The 21,512-nt window shown below is 68.6% G+C and carries 23 protein-coding genes and 1 pseudogene; 12 read left to right on the forward strand and 12 right to left on the reverse strand.

The window, feature by feature from the left end; all coding sequences use genetic code 11:
• The 3 genes and pseudogenes from BLR21_RS39575 to BLR21_RS39585 all read left to right on the forward strand — a co-directional run.
• A pseudogene (locus BLR21_RS39575) lies at positions 1-476 on the forward strand (hypothetical protein); the annotation flags it as partial.
• The gene (locus tag BLR21_RS43000) at positions 469-894 is read left to right on the forward strand and encodes a hypothetical protein (protein WP_176930014.1); all 426 of its coding nucleotides are present in this window, start codon (positions 469-471) and stop codon (positions 892-894) included. The pseudogene BLR21_RS39575 and the gene BLR21_RS43000, both read left to right, overlap by 8 nt.
• Complete coding sequence (locus BLR21_RS39585; RefSeq protein WP_143028100.1) at positions 887-1,180, forward strand: hypothetical protein; 294 nt, start codon at positions 887-889, stop codon at positions 1,178-1,180. The genes BLR21_RS43000 and BLR21_RS39585 overlap by 8 nt, the downstream gene beginning before the upstream one ends.
• Positions 1,181-1,271: 91 nt before the next feature.
• On the opposite strand, the gene BLR21_RS39590 is transcribed toward BLR21_RS39585, so the two are convergent.
• The 4 genes from BLR21_RS39590 to BLR21_RS42125 form a co-directional block, all read right to left on the reverse strand.
• Positions 1,272-2,243, reverse strand: a complete 972-nt coding sequence (locus tag BLR21_RS39590) for a hypothetical protein (RefSeq protein ID WP_143028101.1) — start codon at positions 2,241-2,243, stop codon at positions 1,272-1,274.
• 38 nt (positions 2,244-2,281) lie between these two features.
• Entirely contained in the window at positions 2,282-2,803 is a 522-nt protein-coding gene (locus BLR21_RS42120; protein ID WP_143028102.1) for a hypothetical protein, read from the reverse strand.
• 134 nt (positions 2,804-2,937) lie between these two features.
• The gene (locus tag BLR21_RS39595; RefSeq protein ID WP_143028103.1) at positions 2,938-3,525 is read right to left on the reverse strand and encodes a hypothetical protein; all 588 of its coding nucleotides are present in this window, start codon (positions 3,523-3,525) and stop codon (positions 2,938-2,940) included.
• Positions 3,526-3,666: 141 nt separating this feature from the next.
• Entirely contained in the window at positions 3,667-4,068 is a 402-nt protein-coding gene (locus BLR21_RS42125) for a hypothetical protein (protein ID WP_143028104.1), read from the reverse strand.
• 336 nt (positions 4,069-4,404) lie between these two features.
• On the opposite strand from BLR21_RS42125, the gene BLR21_RS39605 reads away from it, so the two are divergent.
• The 3 genes from BLR21_RS39605 to BLR21_RS43005 are packed head-to-tail and all read left to right on the forward strand — an operon-like array spanning position 4,405 to position 8,541.
• Positions 4,405-4,827, forward strand: a complete 423-nt coding sequence (locus BLR21_RS39605; protein ID WP_143028105.1) for a plasmid mobilization protein — start codon at positions 4,405-4,407, stop codon at positions 4,825-4,827.
• Complete coding sequence (locus BLR21_RS39610; RefSeq protein ID WP_143028106.1) at positions 4,821-6,365, forward strand: relaxase/mobilization nuclease domain-containing protein; 1,545 nt, start codon at positions 4,821-4,823, stop codon at positions 6,363-6,365. Before BLR21_RS39605 ends, BLR21_RS39610 begins: the two co-directional genes overlap by 7 nt.
• Positions 6,352-8,541 carry a DNA translocase FtsK gene (locus tag BLR21_RS43005; RefSeq protein WP_176930015.1) on the forward strand — a complete coding sequence of 730 codons (2,190 nt, stop codon included), beginning with the start codon at positions 6,352-6,354 and terminating at the stop codon, positions 8,539-8,541. The genes BLR21_RS39610 and BLR21_RS43005 overlap by 14 nt, the downstream gene beginning before the upstream one ends.
• Positions 8,542-8,693: 152 nt before the next feature.
• Here BLR21_RS43005 and BLR21_RS43405 read toward each other — a convergent pair whose 3' ends face one another.
• The 8 genes from BLR21_RS43405 to BLR21_RS39655 form a co-directional block, all read right to left on the reverse strand.
• The gene (locus BLR21_RS43405) at positions 8,694-9,542 is read right to left on the reverse strand and encodes a DUF4913 domain-containing protein (RefSeq protein WP_218131112.1); all 849 of its coding nucleotides are present in this window, start codon (positions 9,540-9,542) and stop codon (positions 8,694-8,696) included.
• Entirely contained in the window at positions 9,542-11,302 is a 1,761-nt protein-coding gene (locus BLR21_RS39625; protein WP_176930016.1) for a type IV secretory system conjugative DNA transfer family protein, read from the reverse strand. Before BLR21_RS39625 ends, BLR21_RS43405 begins: the two co-directional genes overlap by 1 nt.
• A gap of 67 nt (positions 11,303-11,369) precedes the next feature.
• Positions 11,370-12,827 carry an ATP/GTP-binding protein gene (locus BLR21_RS39630; protein WP_090015073.1) on the reverse strand — a complete coding sequence of 486 codons (1,458 nt, stop codon included), beginning with the start codon at positions 12,825-12,827 and terminating at the stop codon, positions 11,370-11,372.
• A 31-nt stretch (positions 12,828-12,858) separates the two neighbouring features.
• Positions 12,859-14,364 (reverse strand): SCO6880 family protein, encoded by a 1,506-nt coding sequence (locus BLR21_RS39635; RefSeq protein WP_090015075.1) that lies wholly within the window; start codon positions 14,362-14,364, stop codon positions 12,859-12,861.
• Positions 14,364-15,491 (reverse strand): hypothetical protein, encoded by a 1,128-nt coding sequence (locus BLR21_RS39640; RefSeq protein ID WP_143028107.1) that lies wholly within the window; start codon positions 15,489-15,491, stop codon positions 14,364-14,366. Before BLR21_RS39640 ends, BLR21_RS39635 begins: the two co-directional genes overlap by 1 nt.
• Positions 15,492-15,631: 140 nt before the next feature.
• Positions 15,632-16,381, reverse strand: a complete 750-nt coding sequence (locus BLR21_RS39645; protein ID WP_090015080.1) for a DUF8175 domain-containg protein — start codon at positions 16,379-16,381, stop codon at positions 15,632-15,634.
• On the reverse strand, positions 16,378-16,689 hold the full coding sequence (locus tag BLR21_RS39650) for a hypothetical protein (protein WP_090015082.1): 312 nt from the start codon (positions 16,687-16,689) through the stop codon (positions 16,378-16,380). The genes BLR21_RS39645 and BLR21_RS39650 overlap by 4 nt, the downstream gene beginning before the upstream one ends.
• Before the next feature lie 9 nt (positions 16,690-16,698).
• Positions 16,699-17,223, reverse strand: coding sequence for a DUF6668 family protein (locus BLR21_RS39655; RefSeq protein WP_143028108.1), 525 nt, complete (start codon positions 17,221-17,223; stop codon positions 16,699-16,701).
• A 291-nt stretch (positions 17,224-17,514) separates the two neighbouring features.
• Between BLR21_RS39655 and BLR21_RS39660 the strand changes: the two genes are divergently transcribed.
• From BLR21_RS39660 to BLR21_RS39680, 6 genes are all read left to right on the forward strand, one after another.
• Entirely contained in the window at positions 17,515-17,805 is a 291-nt protein-coding gene (locus BLR21_RS39660) for a helix-turn-helix domain-containing protein (protein WP_090015086.1), read from the forward strand.
• A gap of 218 nt (positions 17,806-18,023) precedes the next feature.
• Positions 18,024-18,311: a hypothetical protein gene (locus tag BLR21_RS39665; RefSeq protein ID WP_143028109.1), complete on the forward strand. Its 288-nt coding sequence runs from the start codon at positions 18,024-18,026 to the stop codon at positions 18,309-18,311.
• Positions 18,311-19,327: a peptidoglycan DD-metalloendopeptidase family protein gene (locus tag BLR21_RS44290; RefSeq protein ID WP_090015090.1), complete on the forward strand. Its 1,017-nt coding sequence runs from the start codon at positions 18,311-18,313 to the stop codon at positions 19,325-19,327. Before BLR21_RS39665 ends, BLR21_RS44290 begins: the two co-directional genes overlap by 1 nt.
• Before the next feature lie 20 nt (positions 19,328-19,347).
• Positions 19,348-19,605: a hypothetical protein gene (locus BLR21_RS43020; protein WP_176930017.1), complete on the forward strand. Its 258-nt coding sequence runs from the start codon at positions 19,348-19,350 to the stop codon at positions 19,603-19,605.
• Positions 19,602-20,825, forward strand: coding sequence for a DnaB-like helicase N-terminal domain-containing protein (locus BLR21_RS39675; protein WP_176930018.1), 1,224 nt, complete (start codon positions 19,602-19,604; stop codon positions 20,823-20,825). Before BLR21_RS43020 ends, BLR21_RS39675 begins: the two co-directional genes overlap by 4 nt.
• A 46-nt stretch (positions 20,826-20,871) precedes the next feature.
• A complete protein-coding gene (locus tag BLR21_RS39680; RefSeq protein ID WP_090015094.1) occupies positions 20,872-21,459 on the forward strand; it encodes a Uma2 family endonuclease in 588 nt (195 codons plus the stop codon).
• Positions 21,460-21,512: the final 53 nt, after the last annotated feature.

Genomic DNA, 21,512 nt, shown 5'->3' on the forward strand with positions numbered 1-21,512 from the left:
CCTTCAGCGTCGAGCTCGACATCGCCATAGACGCACAGGAACGGTTGCGGGGCGAGATCGAGGCAGCCTGGGAGGGCGGGGACGTCGACCCGCTGATCGGCGAGCTCGCGAACGCCGCCGCACAGATCCGCGCGGCGGAGAAGCGCCGGCGGCTGTTGCTCGCCTACGCCCGCGAGTTCGTCGAGCCCCGGCCGTACACCCTGGACACCCTGGCCAAAGCCGCGAGCATGTCCGTGTCCGGAGTGCGCACCGCCTACGACGACGAGGAGATCTACGTCGTCGCCAAGCGCATCGGCGCCAAGCTGCGCCGCCGCGAAGAACCGGCCGCCTCGGACGGCCCCGACTTCTTGTCCAACCCCGCGGCCGACTTCTTCGCCGCGGCGTCCGCGAAGACCGGGCGCCCGGAAGCCGAGCTCGCCGCCGAGTTCGCGAAGGGGAGCGTCGCTGGCCAGGACGAGGACAAGACTCATGGGTAAGGGACGCCGCGTACGCGCCGCACGCGCGCAGAAACGAACCAGCGGACATGAGCACCAGGGCCAGGTCGACCGCGACTCGGCGGTGCCCTTCACGTTGCCTGGTGGCTGGCAGTTCATCGACGACGACGGCGACGACCTCGACGACGTGGTGTTCCCGGACGACGCCCTGCTCGACCCGAGCAGCTGCCCAATCGGCCACGTCTGTGTCGGGTGCGGCGGGCACGAGGGCCTGGCCGCGACCACCGCGGCGTTCAGCCGACCCGGCGGCGGATTCGACGTCGCCTGTGCCACCGTCTGCCGTTCCTGCGATGGCCGCTCGTTCCTGCAGATGCTTGACCAGCACGGGCTCGACCGCGCGTTCACCCGCCACGCCGAACACGCCGTGGCGCAGCCCGGTCAGGATGGTGCCCATGCCTGAGCCCGAGCAGCCGGTGATCCGGTTGTCGTTCCCGCACAGCCGCAACGATTGCCAACTGTGCCGCGAGTGGGACGCCAGCGTCGAGGTCACCGACCAGCCCCAGGCCCGGTTCGCCAACGCACCCACGCCGCCGGAACGCCGGCGGTCACTGTGTCAGTCGTGTCTGGGCAAGTACCTCTCGATGATCGTGCACAACGCCACCGAACGCGACGACGATGTGACGATCGAGGTCACGCTCGCACTCGCGCCAGGCCGGCGCCAGAATCTCGACCACCCGCATAGCTGAGCCGTCGGATGTCGTTCGCGCGCTCGCTTACCGAGGACGACAACGGCCGCCAAGCCCTCCTGGAGGAACTTGACGGCCGCGACGAACGGCCTCACGGGCCGGTGGAAACCTCTTCTTCAGCGAGGACCTCGTCGGCTGCCATCACGTCCTCGACGAGGGCGCCGTCGGCCGCAGTCACATCGATCGAGGCGGCCATCCGCCGCAACAGGTACAGCAGCCGATCCGGTGTTCCCGCCGGCACGCACGGCACCAGTTCGAGCGTCTTCGGGTCCAGTTGGCCCCGCCACTGTCGCACGCGGCCACCAGCAACCGCGTGCCCGAGAGCCTGGCGGCGTTCCTGCTCCGCGTAGCTCATCGAGTAGCGGTTGGCCGGGAACGGGAGCATCTCGTGAGGCGCCACCTGCCGAAGCCGTGCGAACGCCTCTTCATTCCAGACCAGCAGCGGCCGGCCCAGCAGAGCGGTGTGCACCAACGGCACCGCGTCTTCCACCGCGACCGCGCCCTCCGGCACGAACTTCGCCCGCGGCTTCACCAGCCGAACCAAGACGTCGAGGATCTGTTTGCCATCGCCGTCACACGCACGCAGCCGCGTCGCGGTCATCGGCCTGGCCTTCCCACTCGGCGTCGGCTCCGGCACGACGTCGTCGACCCACAGCACTGCGAGCCGCTCCCGTGCCAGCACCTCTATCGCCCACACCGCGTGCTCCGAACGAGCCGCCGCGAGCTCCTCCTGCTTGCCCAGCAGCTTCAACACGAACCGGCACGTCGGGCACAACAGACGTGACTCGACCTTCTCCGGGGTCGAGCTCACGGTCTCGGGCCCGGCCGACAACGAGCGCTGACACCGCGCGCCACACCGTTGGCACGTCCGCTTGTCTTTCCCCCGCGCCGCCGCAGACTCCAACTGCTTGCCGGTTGCTTTCGTCGGCGGGCACGAACGAGCGTCGAACAGGTCGACGATGTCCTTCTTGTCGCGCCAGTTGTAGACCTCGACTTCGGCGACGACGGCCTGGCCGCTCGGGTCGCGCGGCAGGTCCAGATCCGCCAACTGAGTTCGGCTCATCAGGTGCGCCGGCACCCTCGACCAATGCGGATATGTGATCACTTTGCTCCTCCAGGAAGCTCCGGTCGGCCAGGAAGTCGGCGACGGTCAGCACGATCAGACGCGGCCCAGCGACGACCACGACGTGGCTCCGCGGCCACCACGGCGGTCCCAGGCGTAGCCGAGGTGGCACCGGGCAAATGGCCGGTGAAGATGTGCAGGTAGACGTCCACACCGAACCCGCCATCGCGGGGAAAGTCCCGAGGCGGATAAGCCAGGTGCAGCAAGTCGCGAGCCGCGACCAGCACCGCCATCACCTCCGGCTCCTCGCCCGTCAGCTTTAGTCGCACGGACGGCTCCGCGACTGACGCGGACGGCAACGCCAGCATCGCCTCACGCACTGCAAGCGCCGTGCCCGGTAGTGCGCGAGGCCGTGCTTCTCCGTACCGGCGCACGCCAGATGGGTTGTTCCGCATGCCGTCCTCCCGGGCCTTCAACATGAGCTCCAGCGGCCCATTCAGAGCGGCGATCAAACGCCCCACCCCGGCCTTGTCGCCCATCAGATGCACACCTACTGCCATGTCACCCACCGTAGGACCATTGTCAAATCCAAACGCCCAGGTCAGAGCGTGTTTGAAGCCTTCTAACTATATAGCTAAATGCTCCTTTCTGTCCAAACATTCCACGCTGACCAGCATATTTACGAGTGGCACGATCAGCGGTGTGGCAGGTGGTCCCAGACGCCGTGTTCCGGGCCGGGATACCAGTCGGCAATCGCGCGGTTCACCGCGGCGCGCATGACGTCGCCGGTCGTGACGACCGGGTGCATCCAGTCTGGAACCTTCTGGTGACCTGCGGCCAGATACTGGACTGCTTCTTCACTGACCTTGTGTGTGGCGCGCTGCATCTGGTCGACCAGTTGCTCGTCGATCGTCACGAGGAAGGTGGCTGGCCATTGCACAGTCGGCGAGCCCATCCGCCGGCCTCCTACCGAGCCCATCCCCGGCGCCAGCTTGGGCCACGGATGGTCCCAGCCGCGTGCCGACATCTCGTGTCTGAGGTGCGAACCTACCAGTGCCGACATCGAGTCAATCAGCTTTCCTGACCGCCGAAGTTCCGCGCGTTCGTGTGTGGCTTTCGCCAGCAGACGCCGGTACTCCTTGTACGAGCCAGCCTCTGCCTGCAGTTCATCCGTGCGCCGGCGCCACCACAGTTTGGCCCATCGGCGGAGGTGCTCTCCTTTGAGACGCAGCACTTCCGCAGGGATGAGTTCGGTGTAGACGTACACGGGACGCGTGGGCATCTTTTAACTATATAGCTAGACCTTTGCCGACCCCTGCGCGCCGTTGGCGAAGCGGGTCGAGGACTTCCCCCGCTTCGCCGTGCGACATCAAGTGCCCAAGTGCCGGCGTCCGTGGTGCTGAAGGCAGTCCGACGGTCAGCCTCAAGCTGGCACGTCGTCGGAAGCAGCGGCACGCTGCGGTGTTCCGCTCTCCGGCAGGTCTTTTGGTGAGGCAGCGCGTGGTTTGCGCGGTCGCTTCGGCGGGAGAACACCCATTGCCCGAAGGTCGTCCTGAGTCCACCCGCCTTGTTCGGCGGCACGCCGAGCGTTCCCGACTTCGTCCTTGGCGCCCTTGAGCAGTCGGTCGGCAGCGTCTTTGAGGGCTTCACCGAGCTCCTTCAGCGGACCATCGGCGAGGTCCAGCGCTTTCTTGGCAGCGGTCAGCGCGTCGTTTGCTGCGCTCTCCTGATTGCGCGCGTGCACGAGGCTCTGTACGAGGTTCACACGCTGTTGCACAGCCTGCTCGGCAAGCTTGCGTGCCGCAGTGATCGGGTCGGTCGTCATGGATCGAACGGTACCAGTGCAGCGGCGTCCAGCACCGTTAGCTGCGTGTCCAGCACCCCCGTCCGGGCGCATGGTGCTGGTGGTGCACGACGCTGAAGCGTCGTAGCGAGACGTTCCCCCTCGCGCTCCCCCAACCGCAACGCCGCGACGGCCAAAAGCAGGCCATCGCGGCGTTGCGGACGCGGACCTCGCTGCGCTCGGGCTGTCTTCGCGTAGGCGCCTGACGGCGAGCAAGATAGTAAAAAAGATATCCCCTGGGGGATTCAACTGGCCTGGGGGCCAGTTGATCGGCCACACTGGGGTGTGGCCGTCGCTGGCGCTGGAAGGGGGGAGCCGATGACCGAGGACGAGAGCCGACCGCATCGCGCTCGACAACGAGGCCGTCAGCGCGGCCAACGCCGCGAGAACCAAGTGCTGGTCAAACTCAACGACGACGAGTACGAGAAGATCAGTGGCCGCGCTGCCGCCGCAGGCCTCACGAGTGCGAGCTTCCTCGCGCTGCTCGGCATCCAGGACGTTCCCGACAGCGCCGCGCCGGCCAAGCTGACCGATGTTCAGTTGCGTGCGCTCGCGGCAGAGCTGTACGCGATCAAACGCATCCTGCGAGGCGCCGGCACCAACCTGAACCAGATGGCAGCCACCGCCAACACAACGGGCGAGATCGACCCGACCGCGCTGCTACACGCGGCCAGGGCGATCAAGACTCAGCCGCGGCTCGACGCCCTGCTCGACGAGATCAGGCAGGTATTTCCGTGGTAGTGCGGAAAGTCCTGCACGGCAGCCGCGTTCGAGGTCTGCTGGAGTACTTGTGGAGCCCCGGACGTCACGAGGAACACGAGAACCCACGTGTCGTGGCCGCATGGGACACGTCCTATGTCGGCATGGGCAGTCCCGCCGACATGTTCGAACGAGGACTGCTCGCCGCAGAGATGGATGCGCCTCGACGCATCTTCTCGGTGGACGTCTCGCGGGGGCAGGGGCACGTGTACCACGTACCCATCAGTGTCCACGCCGGCGACGGCGAGCTGACCGATCAGCAGTGGCGTGAGATCGCCGAGTTCGCCGCCGGCGAACTGGGATTCACGGAAGCTCCCGGACGTGCGGCGGTTCCGTGGGTCGCCGTCCGTCACGGCCTATCCAGCCAGGGCAACGACCACATCCACCTGGTCGCAACCCTGGTCCGGGAAGACGGTCGCATCCCAGACATGCGCGGTGACTACCGGAAGTGGTCCGAGATCGCCGCCACCGTGGACGAGCGATACAACCTGGTCCACTCACGCACCCGCCATAAGGGCGCCGGCATGTCGGGACTCACGCGCGGCGAGATGGCCAAAGCCGAACGCGAAGGCCGCCACGAGACACCGCGGCGCACCCTTGCCCGCAAGGTCAGGGCCGCAGCCACCGGAGCCCGCGACGAAGCCGACTTCATCCGCCGCGTGCGCAAGGACGGGGTGCTGATCCGGCCGCGCTGGGAAGCCGGAGGGCAGACGAACGCGGTGGGCTACTCCGTCGCGCTCACTCCCGCCACCGAGAAGGAACGCCCCATCTGGTACGGCGGCGGCAAGCTCGCGGAGGATCTCACGATCGACCAGATCCGCAGCCGATGGACAGCCCCGGACACCGAGCAGCAGGCGGACGCGCGCCGCGAGTGGCGTCCGCGTGGCTGGCGGAAGCTGCCGACCAAGACCCAGGTCGTTCACCGTCGACTTCGGGCCGAAGCACTGCACGAGGCGGGCCGGGTAACCGGTGAGGTGCGCGTCAAACTGGCGGCACTCGATCCCCACGACGTGGCCGGATGGGCGGGAGTCGCCCGCGAAACATCAGGCGTACTTTCCGCCCTGGCGCAGCGGGCCGAGCCGTTCCATCACGGACCGCTGAGCAAAGCCGCGGACACGATGTCGCGGCTCGCGCAGACCCAGCACGACGCCGAGCACGCGCGTCGTTCCCCGGACGCGCGTCCGATGGCCGGCGTCGCGCGCGTCGTGGTCGATGCCGCCATCGCCAGCCGTGGCGGCTCGATCGCAGTCGCGGTGCTCGTGCAGCAGCTCGGCCGGTTGGTGCGCGAGGTGCAACGGGCGAACGAGGTAGCGGGCCGGGTCGTCGAGGCCCGGCTCGCCGCCTCCGCAGCGGAAGCGATGCTGGAGCACGTCCGGCAGGTGCCCGTCGAGCAGGGCGCGGAGAACTCGATGGAACACGAGAACGACAGGACCGCCCCGACGACAGAGCGCGACACCGCGCGCCTGCTTCGCGACGCGGCATCCAAGACGGACAAGGAGCGAGGACATGACCGAGATTGATGAGGCTCAGCAAGCCATCATGCGCAAGTTCGCCATGCTCGCGAGTCTCGCGTTCAGCGCGGCGGACCTGGCTCAGCGCAGCGCCGCGCGCCGTGCCGCCGAGGCACTGCGGGCGTCCGCCGAACGCCAGCGTGAGGCAGCCCGGCAGATCAGGGCACAGCGTGATCTCGCCGCCGTGCAGTGGTCCCGTGCGCGCGACAGCAGCCTCTACAAGGACCCCGACCTCTTGGCGCAGGCCTGGGCGTCGGCCAAGGTCTGGGAGCAGCTCGACCCGCGCGCCGCAGCCGCACTGAAGGAGTTCAACCGGCGCTTCGAGAAAGCCGGCGTCGACCCGGACGCGGCCACGAAGGCACGCGAGACCGACGACTACGCGGCGATGGCTTTGCTGCTCAACCGCGCGGAAGAACGTCGTCAGCAGGATGCCGCCGAGCTCGACAACCTCAAGCGCGAGAACGTTGACGCCGCGACGGCGGTCGAGGTCGCCCGGGAGGAGGCGAACATCGAGCGCGTCCGCGCGGCTCTGGGCGAAGAGCGTGCCGAAGCCGTCATCGAGTCCGGTGGCTGGGACGTGCTCAACACGGCCCTGGACGAGGCGGCCGAACGGGGCTACAGCCCTGAACTGCTGTTGCGCGAGATGTACAACAGCCGGCCGTTGGACGACCGGGACCCGGACAAGGCGCGCGACGTCGGAGTCGTCTTGCACTGGCGCGTGGAGAAGCACCTCAACACGAACCCGGACCCGGAACCGCGGCTGAGCTCCACGGCGTACACCGCCGAACAGGACCAGTCAGATGCTGCCGGAGAAACCGCCCGGGCCGCCGATCGTGAGGACCGCATCCGGACTGGCGTCGACGAGCACAATGGGAGTGTCTACTCCTCAAAGGAGAGCGCGCTCGCATTCGCCGCGAACCTCGATCCGACCAGTGCGCAGGACCGTGAGTCCGCAAGGCTGATGCACGGCCAGGACCCAGACCTCGACCGTGTTCTGGCCGAGCGGTTTCAGGACACGAGGCCGCCTTGGCCTCATGCGGACGTCCCCCCGCCCGCCCCCGCGTTCGATGCCGAGACCATCACCGTCGACCCCGGCGAGCTGTACAAGGCGGGACATCTGGTCGGCGACACGCAGTTCGGATCGGTGTCGATGTTGCAGCGCAAGATGCGGGTCAGTCGCAGCGATGCGGAACAACTCATGGATGCTCTTGAGCGCTGTGGAGTCGTCGGTCCGGCGGAGGGCAACCGAGCCCGCGAGGTGCTGATCCGGCCCGGTGAGGCCGAGACGCACCTGGCGTGGCTGCGTGAGCTTGCCGTCAAGACACCTACGGTGGCCGAGCAGATTCAGCACGACGTCGACGACCTGCGTGTCGCCGCCGCCATGGTCACTGACACTCAGTTCGGTTCGACGCCGATGCTGCAGCGCCGGATGCAGATCAGCTTCGCCGAGGCCGAGCGGTTGATGGACCGGCTGCAGGAGCACGGCATCGTCGGTCCCGCACAGGGAAGCGCGGCCCGGGAGGTGCTCCTGCAGCCCGATGAGGCCGACGCCGCGTTGATGGGCCTTGCCGTCGACCCGTTGCCTGCCGAGGATCAGGTCGAGCGCGAGCCGGTCGTTGGCCGTCCGGAGCCTGTTCTCGTGGATGACCGCGCCGGCGAAGGCACGTCCGTCGCCGAGCCGGAGTTGCTGGTGTTGATCGGCCAGGTCGACGGCGATGAGCACGTCTACGTCACCGCGGACCGCGCAGCGGAACTCATCGCCGGCATGGATCCACACGACACGACGCACGTGACGATGGCTGAGACCATCTACGGCCAGAACCAGCAGCTCGACGACCTGCTGGACCTGAGGTTCCCCGGCGGGCCGGGAGTGACCGCCGACGTGGGCCAGGCCGCTGCCGGGAACGACACGACGATCGACCTCGACACCGGCCGAGTCGCCGGCGAGACCGTTCGTGAAGGCGAGGTGCCCGCTCACGACACGGACACCGTCATCGTGGACGTTCCTGCCGCCGGGACCTATGAGACCGGTAGCGAGGTCGCGCAGCTCGCCGGCAAGAGCTACCCCTACAGCATCACCGCGGCGCTTGCCAGCTCGAAGGAACGTCTTGCCCTTCCTGCAGCCGAGGCGGTCGAGCCGGTCCGGCCGAAGATCCTTCAGCAGGAAAACCTGCACGAGCAGTGAGACCGGCGTGGCCGGGCACGGTGGCCAGCCGACCAGAAATCCAGCCAACTCTATTGTGTCAGTGTTAACTGAAAACAGTCTGCGAAGCAGTGGGCCCCCGTACCGATGATCGGTGCGGGGGCCCAGTTCGTGCAGCGGCGTGATCAGCCGGTCTAGGCCGACCACCAGTCCGCCGGTGCCGCCTCGACCACGAGGGCCGCGGGCGGTTCGCGATGCTGGCCGAACAGGCAATTGCTGAACGGTGAGGTGCTGGTGTCGAACAGGAAGGTCATGTGCGGGTCGCGGTGGTCGCGTAGCCAGACCGACATCCCGGTGGTGCCGTCGAGGCGCAGGTGCTCCCACGACTGCCACAGGCCGTCGAGGCGGCGGATCGCCTCAAGGTGCTGCCACCACTGCGGGCACCAGGCGGTGCGGTTGCTGGCCTGCTGAGTGACCACGGGCGCGAGCCAGTCGGTCACCCAGGACTGCACGTCGGGGAACTGGGGCGGTGGCGGCGCGGCCTTGTCATCGTCGTCGGTCTCGTCCTCGTCCTCGGGTTCGCGCAGGTGCTCGTCCGGATGCGTCCAGCCCGCAGGAACCTCGTGCACGAGCAGAGGAGCAGGGCCGTCCTTGTGGCCGCCGGTGACGCTGCAGTTGGTGAACGGCGAGACATCCTGGTTGAACAGGAAGGTCATGTGCGGGTCGCGGTGGTCGCGCAGCCAAGCCGACAGGCCGGTCTTACCGTCGCGATGCAGGTGCTCCCAGGAACGCCAGAGCGCCTCCAGTCGCAGGATGCCCTCCGCGTGCTGCCACCACTGCGGGCACCAAGCGGTGCCGCGGCTGGCCTGCTGGGTGACCATCGGCGCGAGGTAGTCGCGGACCCAGTGCTCCACGCTGACGAACTTCGGCTGTGGTTTGGCCGGCTTGCCCTTGGCCTTCTTCTTGGCGGCCTTGTGCGCTCCCCGCACGTCCGGAGATGCGTCCGCGTACAGCGCGGTGTCCCACTCGTCGAGGTCGGTCATCACGGCGTCCCTTCCAGCGGCTTGGCGACAACCGGCGCGGCGGTGTCGTGGTGGGAGGGGTCGTAACGCGCGATGCTCTCCCGGATGGCGGCAGCGTTCTCGCGGGCCATCCACGGCACGGTCTCGATCAGGGTCGCCGGTGCGCCGGAGGCGAACACGACACCTCGGCCGCGAGGGAACGCGGCCAAGTCCGCGACCGTGAAGATCGGCCGCATCTGGGTACTGGCGGTGGTGGAGGTGTGACCGGTGCGGTCACGGCTCTGGGAGTAGGTGCGTTCGGCGTGCTCTCCGATGAGCGAGGAGAACTTGCGCAAGGTCTCGTCATCAGCCTCGCCGCCGAGGTAGATCCTCACGTTCGCGGACGAGAACAGCTTGCTCATGCCCTTCTCGCCCCACACCTCCACGCCTTGCTTCCAGCTTTGGAGGATGGCGCAACACACCATGCCCCGCGATCCGTAGTGCGAATACAGGTTCGGCAGTTCCTTGATCCTGCACACGTTGGCGACCTCGTCGAGCACGCCCAGCAGCGGCGGATCGAGCCGGGCGCCGGACATGCGCTGGGCGGCTTCCTCGCCGGCGTCGAGGACTGCTTGGGTCAGGGCGGCGACGAGCGGTCCGGCTGTCTTGCCGCCTTCGCGGGACAGCAGATACAGCGTGTCGCGACTGCGCACGAACGCGTGCGGGTCGAACTTCGGCACGGACTTGCGCGAGGGCGGGACGACCCAGCGCAGGATGACGGGGTTCTCCAGACACCGCAGAAGTTTCATCGCCGTGCCGAACACGCCCGCGCGTGTCCTGTCGGGCAGTTCGTAGAGCGCCAGGAGCCGGTAGGAGATGAGTTCGTTGACCCCGTCGAGCAGCGTGACCGGCTCGCGGTCGCGGTAGTTCACGGCCCACCTGTAGGCCGCAGTGATGTCCCGTCCGCTCTTGGCAGCAGCCAGCAGCAGGTAACTCAGGAGCGCTTGGCCCTCAGGCTCGAAGTAGGGGTCAGCCGCGGCCTCAGCGCCGATGGAGGCGACGAAGTGCTCGACCAGCTTGTCGGCTTTGGCTTCGGTCAGTCCGTCGAGCGGGTCGAACCAGAACTCGGGTTCGTCGCCGATGATGGCCTGCGGGTCGAACACCCAGATCTTGCCGTGCTGGGAGCGGGGCAGGCGGGTCGCGTCGGTCAGGTCGCGCTTGTTGCTGGTCGCGATCACCGGTCCGGGTGCGTCGACGATCAGCGGGATCGCGATCGAGGTCGACTTGCCGACCCGTGGCCCGGCGATGAGAACGACCATGTTCTCCCAGCTGGACATGAACGGCGTCTGAGTCAGCTTGATCTTGCCGAAGTAGGGACCGTGCCCAGCAGGGGTCTCGCCCGCGCCGCCCGGCCGCAGCCGCTGCGCGGACTCCTTCACCCCGGCCGGGGTGTACTCCCGCAGGTCACGATCGGAGGCCAGCAGCCGCGCGGACCCGTCGACCCTGGTCCGGCCGCGCCGACGCCGCCGCACCACCAGGACCACGACGAGCACGATCCCGACGAGCAGCAGGAGCTCGGCGGCGAGGAAGAACACCGCCCATCCGCCCGGCCACGGCACCCGGCCAGAGGCCAGGCTGAAGATCAGCTCCATCGGGTTGGCGATCAGCGGCTGGTCGTCGAGCGAGCGGGCCAGCGACACCGCGCCCCACAGCGACAGCACGAGGAACACAAAGAACAGGGTCAGGATCAGCGGCAGCCACGAGTTGCCCGGCGAGCGGTTGGTAGAGCGTTGCGCTGCCACGTTCTCCTCCTCCATACGAGAGTGCCGACCCGCGTTGATCGCGGGCCGACACGTCGGACCTGGTGTTTTAGACCCAGCGCTTGTTGGTGTTGTGGACGTTGCTGGCGAGCTCGCTGCGCGTGAGCTCGACGTGCACCGGGATGCCGGGCCGCTGCCCGACCTTGAGCATGAAATTTCCCTGCCCTGGAGGGGGCATTTCACGGCCGCTTTCGTGGTCCCAGCTCGCGGGCGTCGACCATTCGGTGATCATCCGTCGTTCGGCGCGGGAGAACGCGACGACCTCGGAGAGCTGGGCGAGCTCGCGACGCGGCAGACCACCGCACACGATCGCGCCGGCGCGTTCGATGAAACCACGGGCTTTGGCGCGGTCTTCCTCGCGGGCCAGGGATTCGGCGTCGAGGCCGGTGTGGGTGATGTAGGCGGTGCCGACGCCGTGCTGGCGGTTGACGCGGGTCAACTCGTCGGTGCGGTCGACCAGGCCGGGCACGCGCATGACGCGCCACAACTCGTCGAGCACCGCGTAGAAGCGGCGTTGGGGGGCCAGGCCCTCGTCGGCCAGGACATTGGCGGCCTCGATCGCGCCGAACCCGTCGGACCAGCACGAGAGCAGCACCGCGGCGGTGAGGCGTTCGTCGGATGCGGTGATGCCGGAGATGTCGATGCACACCGCCGGGGCGTTGACGTCGATCGGAGTACTGGTGTGCTGCGCGAAGGTGGCGCCCAGCGGCCCGTCGAGCAGGCCGATCAGCGAGCGCTGCAGCGGGTCGACCTCCTGGCGGTAGCGCTCGTCCTCGCCCCGGTCGAGGGTGACCGCGCGGACCTGGGGGTGGCCCTCGTCGAGGACCTTGAGCAGGTCCGTCAGCAGCGGCGGAGTGCCTTTGTTGAAAGCGGCGTCCAGGACGTGCAGCGCGGCCGAGAGGATCGTTTCCTCGCCGTCGCTGATCGGCCGGCGGCGGATGACGCCGATGAGCCCGGCGACCATGTGCAGCCGGCGGCCGTGCACCTCCGCGCGGACCCGGTCTTTGGTGCGGCCGGACAGCTGGGGCAGGATCGAGCCGAGGGTGCCCGCCGCCAGCGGGTTGAGCGTGCCCAGGCCGCGACCCAGGCGGATGACCTGCCCGCCCAGGGCGGTGACCAGGTCGGAGTAGTCGGGCTTGAGGTCGCCCAGGATCATCGGCACGACACCGGAGGCGGCGACGCCGAGCACGGTGCGGCGCACGAAGGTGCTCTTGCCCAGGCCCGGAAGACCCAGTACGAACATCGACGGGTTGTGGATGAGCTTGGCGCGCACGAACCAGCTGATCGGGTCGAAGCACACCGTCGTGCGGCCGCCGATCAGCGACGTGCCGATCGGGGTGCCGATCATGGGCGTGCCGGAGCCGGCGGCGAAGGGCCACAGCCCGCACACCTGCACCGAGGTGCCCCGGTACTCCGGAGGCGCCTCGACGTAGCTTGCCTTGCCGCCACCAGGACCGACGAAGCCTTTCGCGGTCAGGCGCGGAGTCGAGTTCACGGTCTTGGCCACGGTCGACGTCCCTGTTCTTCTCGGTGCCAGGTCAGATGTGCTCGGTGAGCAGTGCGGGCACGTTGCTGTGGTTGGGCAGGATCACGCCGACGCCCAGGGCACCGGCGAACGCAGCGGACTGTCCGCCGTAGACACGGCGCAGCCGGATCCGCGACGCCGCGCTCATGTTGTGCAGCAAGCTCTCGGCCTGCTGGTAGTCGGCCGGGTTGAGCACGGTCGCGGTGACCAGCAGCGAGAACCGCACGACACCGGCGCCGGCGGCTTCCTCGCGGGTGGACTGCTCGGCGGCCCGGACCTCCATCGTGTCGCGGGCTTGGGGCCGCTGTCGGCTGGACTCGAGGAACCGGGCGTTGTTGAGGTCGTTGTCCACGATGTTTGCGCCGGTGCCCCGGTCGTGCGGCCGGTAGACGAGGGTGACGCGCTTGCGGTTGAGGTCGGGGTGCGGGCGCAGCAGCTCGGTGAGCACGGAGGACAGCACGGTTCCGCGCGGGGCCTCCTCCATCGCCCACGTGATCGAGTAGCCCGAGCCGTGCGCGTAGCGGTTGCGCCGTTCCTCGTGGCCACCGTTGGGACCGGCGTTGTCCCAGTCCACGCCGTGCCCGCCGGGCTGGGATCGGGCGCGGTCGAGGTCTGCGGCCTCAGCGGGGTTGTAGGCGGCGAACACCACTTCGGACAGTTGCTGTGCGGTCATGGGCCGGGCCGCGCCCGCGCCGGTGAGCGCGAGGCTCTCGGCCAGGCCGGGCAGGCGCGTGCCGAGCTCGATGGCCATGTCCTCGACGTCGCGGCGCTTGCCCTGCACGGTGGTGGCTTTGTAGGTCAGCGCGATGCGGGTCGAGACCTGCGCCGAGCCGGACGGGTAGGTCGCCGCGGCCTCGCGCATGATCGTGCGCGCGAGATCCGGCGCGGAGGTGTCGAGCATCTCGTCGACCTCGCGGCGCAGGCGTTCGCCGAAGTCCGGGGCGGTTTCGATGGTGACGGTCACCGCGGCCAGGCCCGGTTCGTGCGCCAGCTGCGCGAGCCAGCTTCCCCATCCGGCGACCCAGGCGTCGATCTGCTCGCCGTCGACCAGCGAGGCGCCGTCGGCGTCCGCGCGCAGCACCGCGGTGTAGTGGCCCGACCAGGGCACGTGGATCATGCCGAACGGGCGGCCGTAGGAGTCCTGCGCCTGGTACATCGCCGAGGGCGCGAGCAGGCCGGGCAGCTTGTGCACGCCGCCGGGGACCAGCGACGTCGGCCCGTTGCGGTAGAGGTTCTGGCGCTTGCGGAAACCCTGACCGGACTGGATCCGCCACGCGAGGTTGGACAGGCCGGTCCGGCCGGCGCGGTCCTTGACCACCAGCGGACCCAGGATCAGGGCCATCACCACGAGCATGACGATCGCGGCGGGCCACCACACCATGTACAGGACCAGGGTGACGACGATGCCGAACAACGCGAACGCGGTGCCCGCCGTGCCCAGGCCGAACAGACCGGCCGAGCGTGGCTTGCGCCAGTGCCCGTACGTGGGCGGTCCCTGCTGGGTGAACTGCTGGCTCATTACGATCCTTCCTGGTCAGCAGCTTTTTGGGCCGCCTGCTTGATGGCCCCGGTCGCCTGCGTGCCTGCGCTGATCGCGGCTCCGATTCCGGCACCGACCGGTCCCCCGGCTGCGCCCGCCGCAGCGCCGCCACTGGCTCCTCCGGCCGCCGCGCCGGACGCGCCTTGTGCCCCGGCCGCCGACTTCGCACCAGCCGCACCTGCGGCTCCGGACTGCGCCGAGCCTTCAGATCCCTGCGTACCGGCACTTCCTGCGGAACCGTTTCGGCCGTTCGCGCCGACCAGGCCGGCGCCGCTGGGGTTCGATCCGTTGCTCGCGCCGCTGGGGGCCGAGCCCGACGACGACCTGCTCATGCCACCGACCATCTGCACCGCGCCGGAGGCGACCGCGCCACCGGCCGCACCGCCACCGGATCCGCTGGAGGTCACCGCCGACACCGCCGGGGTGAGCACCCGCATGAGCGCGGGCAGGGCCAGGATTGCGATGAAGATCAGGAAGATGCCGCTGATCTTCGTCGCGACGTCCGAGCCCTTGCCGGTGGCCAGGAACGCCCCGGCGTATCCGGTCGCCGCGACCGGCTTGTAGAACGCGAACGCCAGCGCCCAGGCAACGACCTTGTCCCTGGTCTGACGGCCGCCGGAGTTGATGCCCGCCGCGCCCACCAGGCTGAACATGCCCGCCAGGATGATCAAGATTCCCGAGCGGATGAACATCAGGCCGAGCTGACCGAGCGCAGAGAAGATTCCCAGCAGAGCCAGGATCAGGACGACGAACGACCCCAGCGGGCTGATGAGCTGCGTCAACGTGGTCAGCGGAACCAGCGTCTTCGCGAGGTCACCACCGGCGGACTTATCGATCACCCATTTCGAGTACTCGTCACCGAACTCGACCAGCAGCGACAGCGCCGCCACACCGGCCGAGGAGAGCAGCACGAAGTGCAGCAGGCCTTTCGCGGAGTCCGCCGCTGTTCGTCCCTCCCGCGACAGAGCCATGCGACCAGCGGCGATCAAGATCGAGAAGATGCCCACCACCGCAGTGAGCCACGAGGTGTACTCGCGCATCAGTGCGACTGGGCTCTGGGCGCCGTCCAGTGCCGGCGTCGGCACCTGCACCCAGAAGGTGGTCATGAGCTCGACCATCTTCCCGAAGCCCTCAGCCGAGCTCCGCGCAGCGGCTCCGAACACCGATTCCGCCGCTGCCCCAGCAGCCTCACCTGCAGCGTCACAGGCTTCGCCGATGATCGGCGCATCGCAGATTCCGGGCATGGCTACACCCCACTCCAGGCCACGAATCCGGTGAGGTCACTGACCGGCTGAGCGGTCGGGCTGCTGCTGCCGTCCTGCTGCAGGACCTGCTTCCAGTCACCGTTCGCCCACTGCACGGTGAGGTTGGTGACCTGCAGTTTTCCTGAGGCGGGGAACCGGGTGACGAACTGAATCACCGCGAGCTCCGGCGTGTACGTCACGAACCGGAAGCCAGCGGTGTTACCCAGTCGATCGTCAGGTGCCTCAGCATCGACTTTCGCGCGCGCCGCGATGTACGAGTCACGGCCAGGGCCTGGGGCGACCTGCTTCTCGACGACCTGTCGCCAACCTTCACCAGGCGTGACGAGCTTGCGGGTGTCGATCTGCTTCGCCGCGAACAGCGCACCGACGGGGTTGCGGGCGAAACCGGAGTGCACCGGCCCGTCGACAGATCGCGGTCCCACCGCCGACGATCGCGGCACCGCGACGCGGTTGACCAGGTCCCATTGGGTGTCCGGTGTGGTGGTGGGCGGTGTCTGGTCGCCTTCCGGAGCCGAGCCCGTGGTGCTGGTGGCCTGGGTCGGGGTGCTGGCTGGCGTCGTCGGTTGCGCGTCCTGGGACCCGTCTCCGCCGTAGATCGCCACGATTGCGGCGCCGCCGACGAGCAGCAGCACCAGGACCACCGCAGACACGACGAGCGCCGACGTGGACCACATCCACCCACCGCGTTTTGCCGGGGTGTCGTCGAAGGAGTCCCGCTGACCGTTCGTCATCCCTGCACCGCAAGGATCGTGCCGATGATGCCCGAGGCGGACGCGCCGACGATGGCCGCGATGAGCGGCCACATGAGGTTGGACGCCTCTTCGCCGCCGCCCATGCCGCGCTTGTGGCTGATGGCCATCTTGCCCGAGACGATCAGGATGCCGCCGACGCAGCAGAGGAACACGACCCAGGCTGCCCAGCCGAGGATCTTCAGCAGCTTGGCCGCTCCGGGTGGGGCCTCTCCGACTCCGGGGTTCGGTACGCCCGGCTGAGCGGCCAGGAACTCGCCCAGCGTGTGAGTGATCTGGTGAATCGACATTTATCTCTCCTAGTGGGGCAAGCCGACGACGGTCGCCAGCTCCGAGGCCATTGCCGTGACAGCGGGATGCAGAGGGGCACGGGGGTCCGGGGAGGACAGTCGCCACTGGTCGATCCACGGGATCTCCCAGACGCGTTCGAACGCGCCGGCGACGAGCTTGTGGAACTTGCGCACGGGAGGCGGGAGACGCCCTGGGGCGTCGGCCACCGTGACCAGGCCGACCAGTTGCATGCCGCGCGGAACCATCCCGGAGGCGTGCTGGCGGGCGAGGTCTTGGGCGTGCTGAAGGCCTTCGATGTGGGTGCGGGCGACCGCGACCACGAACGGGCTCTGCCCGAACTGCGGGCCCGCGGGCAGCATCCGGCGAGCGTCGCCGCTGATAGCTGGGAACGCGCGGGTCAGGGTGGTCACGCCCGCGCCGCCGTGGACTCCGACCCACCACCACCAGGGCGTGGGAGTGCCGCAGTCCTGCCAGGGCGGGACCGCAGTACGCCACTCCGGGATCTGGCGCCAGGCCGGGGGCGGAGGAATCACAGGAGCCACCTCAGGGTGCGTCGTGGCCTCGCGGGGCGTCGAACGTACAGCCCCGACAAAGCCGGTCTGACCGCCGGTTACGTCGGAAAAGAGCTGAGTCGTCACACTATGAGACTACAGCGAATCCGGACATATGCAAGCGTAAATGACTGTATGACAGCTTATCCGAGCGTAAACGCACGGATATCACTGTTTGGCGTTGTTTGAGGTCGCATCTAACCGTATGCTGATGGGTCAGTGCGGACAGTAAGATCCACCTACCACCGGTGAGGCGACCCAGAGAGATGGCCCATGACGCAGGACAACTCCGACGCTCAGTCGAATGTGGGGTCGCCGGCTCCGTTGACCAGGGAGCAGATCGAGGCGCTGCCCGAGGTGCTCAATGTCGAGGAGGCCGCCGCGGTGCTGCGCCTGAAGGTGCAGACGCTGCGCAAGCTCGCCACGAAGGGCGACGTGCCCGGTGGCAAGCTCGGTGGCGAGTGGCGGTTTCTCAAGTCGAGGCTGTTGTCACTTTTGGACCCCCCACATGCAGGCTCGGACTCCGAAGTGGCCGGACCGCCGTCGTCGTCCTCAGTGGACTGACGGCACTCGCGGCCTGTACTTCCTCACAGCCTGTATCCCCCGATCCAGGTCCCACTACCGTAACACCGACCGCAGCGCAAGACCCTCGTAGTTCTACGCAGATACTCCCTGCTGACCAGGCCTGCGACTCCTTCGCCGCTGCTTATCTGGCGGTCGACACGCGTACGGACAGTGGCCCGCTGGCGGCTCGCACGCGTGCCGCCCAACGGTTTGGCACCGTGGGTCTACAACAGACAGTGACCGCCGGTGAGGGCCGGGACCTCGACTGGCAACAGTGGACTCAGGCCCGCGCACGGGTGCAGGCCACCGTTGTCACCTACACCGGTGACCAGCCTCCGCCGGCGAAACCTGGCGAGGCGCACCGCGGTGCCCGCGTCGAGCGCGAGCTCGTTCCCGAAACCGGTCAGCCGAGCAAGCTGGCTGCGGTGAACGTCTACTGCACGCTCGTGCAGGCCGGCGCCGGGTGGCTGGTCGACCGCGCCGAGATCGACGTCGAGGACAGCTGATGACGAAGTCCTCCACGATGGCGGTCGGCGGCGGTGTGCTCGGGTTCCTCGGGCTCATGCTGAGCCTGGTCATGTGCGGCGCGTCCGTGCAGATCAGCGACATCAGCAAACTGGCCGGCACGGTGCCGGTCGGTGGTGAGCTCAAGTCCGGCGCGGTGCCGGAGAAATATCGTGCGCTGATCATCGCCAGCACCAAGATGTGCCCGGAGATCACTGCTCCCCTGCTCGGGGGTCTGCTGCGCCACGAGAGCGCCGGGTGGAACGAGAACGCCGTCTCCCCGGTCGGGGCCCAAGGCCTCGCGCAGTTCATGCCCTCCACGTGGGCGGCGGTGGGCAAGGACTACAACGGCAACGGCGTCAACAGCCCGTTCGACTGGGGCGACTCGATCCCCGCCGCCGGCAAGTACCTGTGCGACTCGGTCGGGCAGATCCGCCGCGCGGGCCTGAAAGGCGACGTCATCGACTTGGCGTTGGCCTCCTACAACGCCGGGTTCGGTGCCGTGCTGCGTTACGGCGGAATCCCGCCGTACCAGGAGACCCAGAAGTACGTGAAGATCATCCGTGGATATGCCGCGGAGTTCACCGCCCCGGACGGCGGACTGTCCAGCGGTGGCGGAGCGTGGGTCTATCCGTTGATCGGGACGAAAGCCGACTGCAGCAGCGGATTCGGTGCGCGCTGGGGTGAGTTCCACTACGGCCTGGACCTCGCCGCGCCCATCGGCGTGAAGATCGGCGCCGCAGCGGCCGGGACCGTGATCGCCGCCGGGCCCGCGTCCGGATACGGCCAGTGGGTGAAGATCCAGCACGCCGGCGGCGTGGTCACGATCTACGGCCACGTCGAGACCTACGTTGTCGCCGTAGGCCAGCAGGTGCAGGCCGGCACGCTCATCGCGACTGTCGGCAACCGTGGCCAGTCCACCGGCCCGCACCTGCACTTCCAGATCGATGTCGCGGGCAAACCCGTCGACCCTGAGGCCTACTACAAGAGCGTCGGCGGTCCGCCGCTGTGCAGGTAGCCGAGGAAGGACGTCGTTCCATGAGCCAGGTCGTGAAGTCCCAGGCCGAGATGCAGACGCACCTTGCCGCCGGTGAGGCCGTCGCGCTGTTCCCGGAGGGAGTGCCAGGCCCGGTCACCCTGCGGGGCAGGTGGTGGATCGTCGCGGACGGACAGCAGCACTACCAGCTCGCCGACGAGGACCAGGCCGTCATGCTCACCCGCCAGGCCGAGCGCCTGGCGGCCGCGACCGACGCGGCCCGCCAGGCTGCCAACCGCGCGCCCAGGAGCGGGTCGTGAACGCGCTGGGGTTCGCGGAGCGCGCTCTGCTGGGCGCGTTGCTCGACCGCCCCGGCCGCGTCCGGGAACTTGAGTGGCTGCACCCCACTGACTTCCGCCAGCCCGCACACCAGGTCATCTACGCCCACATCCGTGACATGGTCGCCGAGGCCGACGCGGCCGGGCCCGCCAGGCCGGCACCGCTGGACGACCTCACGGTGCCCGGCGTCGACCCGGTCACGATCTACGACCGCATCCAGGCCAGCGGTGAGTTGGGCGTCAGCCTGATCACCGCTCCCGGCCTGCACACCCTGCTGCGCCTAGCCCCGTACCCTGACCGGGCACAACCCCAGGCCTACGGGGCGATGGTGCTGGAGGCCTCGATCCGCCGGACCGTCGAGAACGCCGGCATCCGCGTCGGCCAGATCGCCGAGAACACCCCGGACCTGCAGAACATGCTCGACGCCGTCGAGGCCGCGATCAACGAGGTCGACTTCGCCCAGCAACGCTGGGAAGCCCTCACCGGCCGCCCCGCCGCAGTCCTGCAGCTGCTCGACGCCGCACCGGCCACCACGCTCACCGGCCGTTCCGTCGAGCTCGACCAGGCCGCGGCCACCGAACTGCCCGAAATGATCGAGCCCCCGGACCCCGAGCAGCTCGCCCAGGCCGAGCTCGGCCTCATCGGCGCCGTGCTCGCCACGCCGGCACTGCTCGACGAACTGAGCGGCAGGCTGTTCGCCGGAGACTTCACCGATCCGGCCATCGCCAACACCTACCGCGCCGCCCGCGAGATCCACGAGACCCGCCACACCACCGGCCAGCAGGTCGACGCCGTCACCGTCGCGTGGGCGCAACAGCGCCTGCAACTGCACAACGGCCCCGGCCTCACCCCGGACCAGCTAATCGGCCTGAGCACCAGTCTCCCCAGCCTCTCCCCCGGCCACGACGCCGATCTCGTGCTGCGCGGGTCACTCGCGCGCCTGACCCTGCACGCCGCCGACAGCGTCCAGAAAGCCGCCCAGCATCCCGGCCTGACCCCCGGCGACCTGCTGATGACCACCCGCATGAGCTTCGAAGCCGTCCGGGCGACCGCGGCCCGCATGACCGGACGCTCACCGGCGCACCTGGCGGCCGCCGCCGCACCAGTCCCTCTGCACGACGCCCTGCACGGCGGTTCCGACACGGCCACCGGCCCGGCCACCGCGCGGCAGCCCTCACGCGAGCACGAACACGGCCGATGAACACCGTGCGACACTGGGCACGGAGCGACATCTGTGGAGGTGAAGCGTGTCCACTGCTCTGCAACACCCGCTGATCGGCCCGTACACCGTCGAGGACTGGCTGGCACTGCCCACTCCCGTCGACGGGTCGCGCCTCCAATTGATCTTTGGACATCTGCACTTGACCCCAGCACCCTCCGGCGAGCACCAGCACCTCGCCTACCGCCTCACGCGGCTGATCGACGACGCCCTGCGCGCGGCCGGGCGCACCGACCTGCACGTGGTGCCCGCGGTGAACGTCAGGATCTCCACGGCCTGGCGCACCGCCCTGATCCCGGACGTCGTGGTCCTGACCCGCAAGCCCGTTGGCGCCAGCTTCGCCGCGGACGAGCTCGCCCTGGCCGTCGAGGTCTGGTCGCCGGGCAACCCGCGCGCCGAACGCGAGACCAAGATGGCCGGCTACGCCGCGGCGGCGGTGCCGTTCCTGTGGACCGTCGACCAGCCCGATGACCTGCGCGCCATACCGACGCTCACCGCATATCGCCTGGACGGCGGCCAGTACGCCGAGGAGAACGTGGTGAAGACAGCGGGCCTGGCGACCGTCACCGCCGCTCCCGTCCCGATCACCCTCGCGCTGACCGACCTCGACTCATAGCCGTTGGGACACAAGAAAAGGGGCCGCTCTCCCCCGAGAGCGGCCCCTTCTGC

The organism is Lentzea albidocapillata subsp. violacea, from assembly GCF_900100275.1.
Lineage (GTDB): Bacteria > Actinomycetota > Actinomycetes > Mycobacteriales > Pseudonocardiaceae > Lentzea > Lentzea violacea.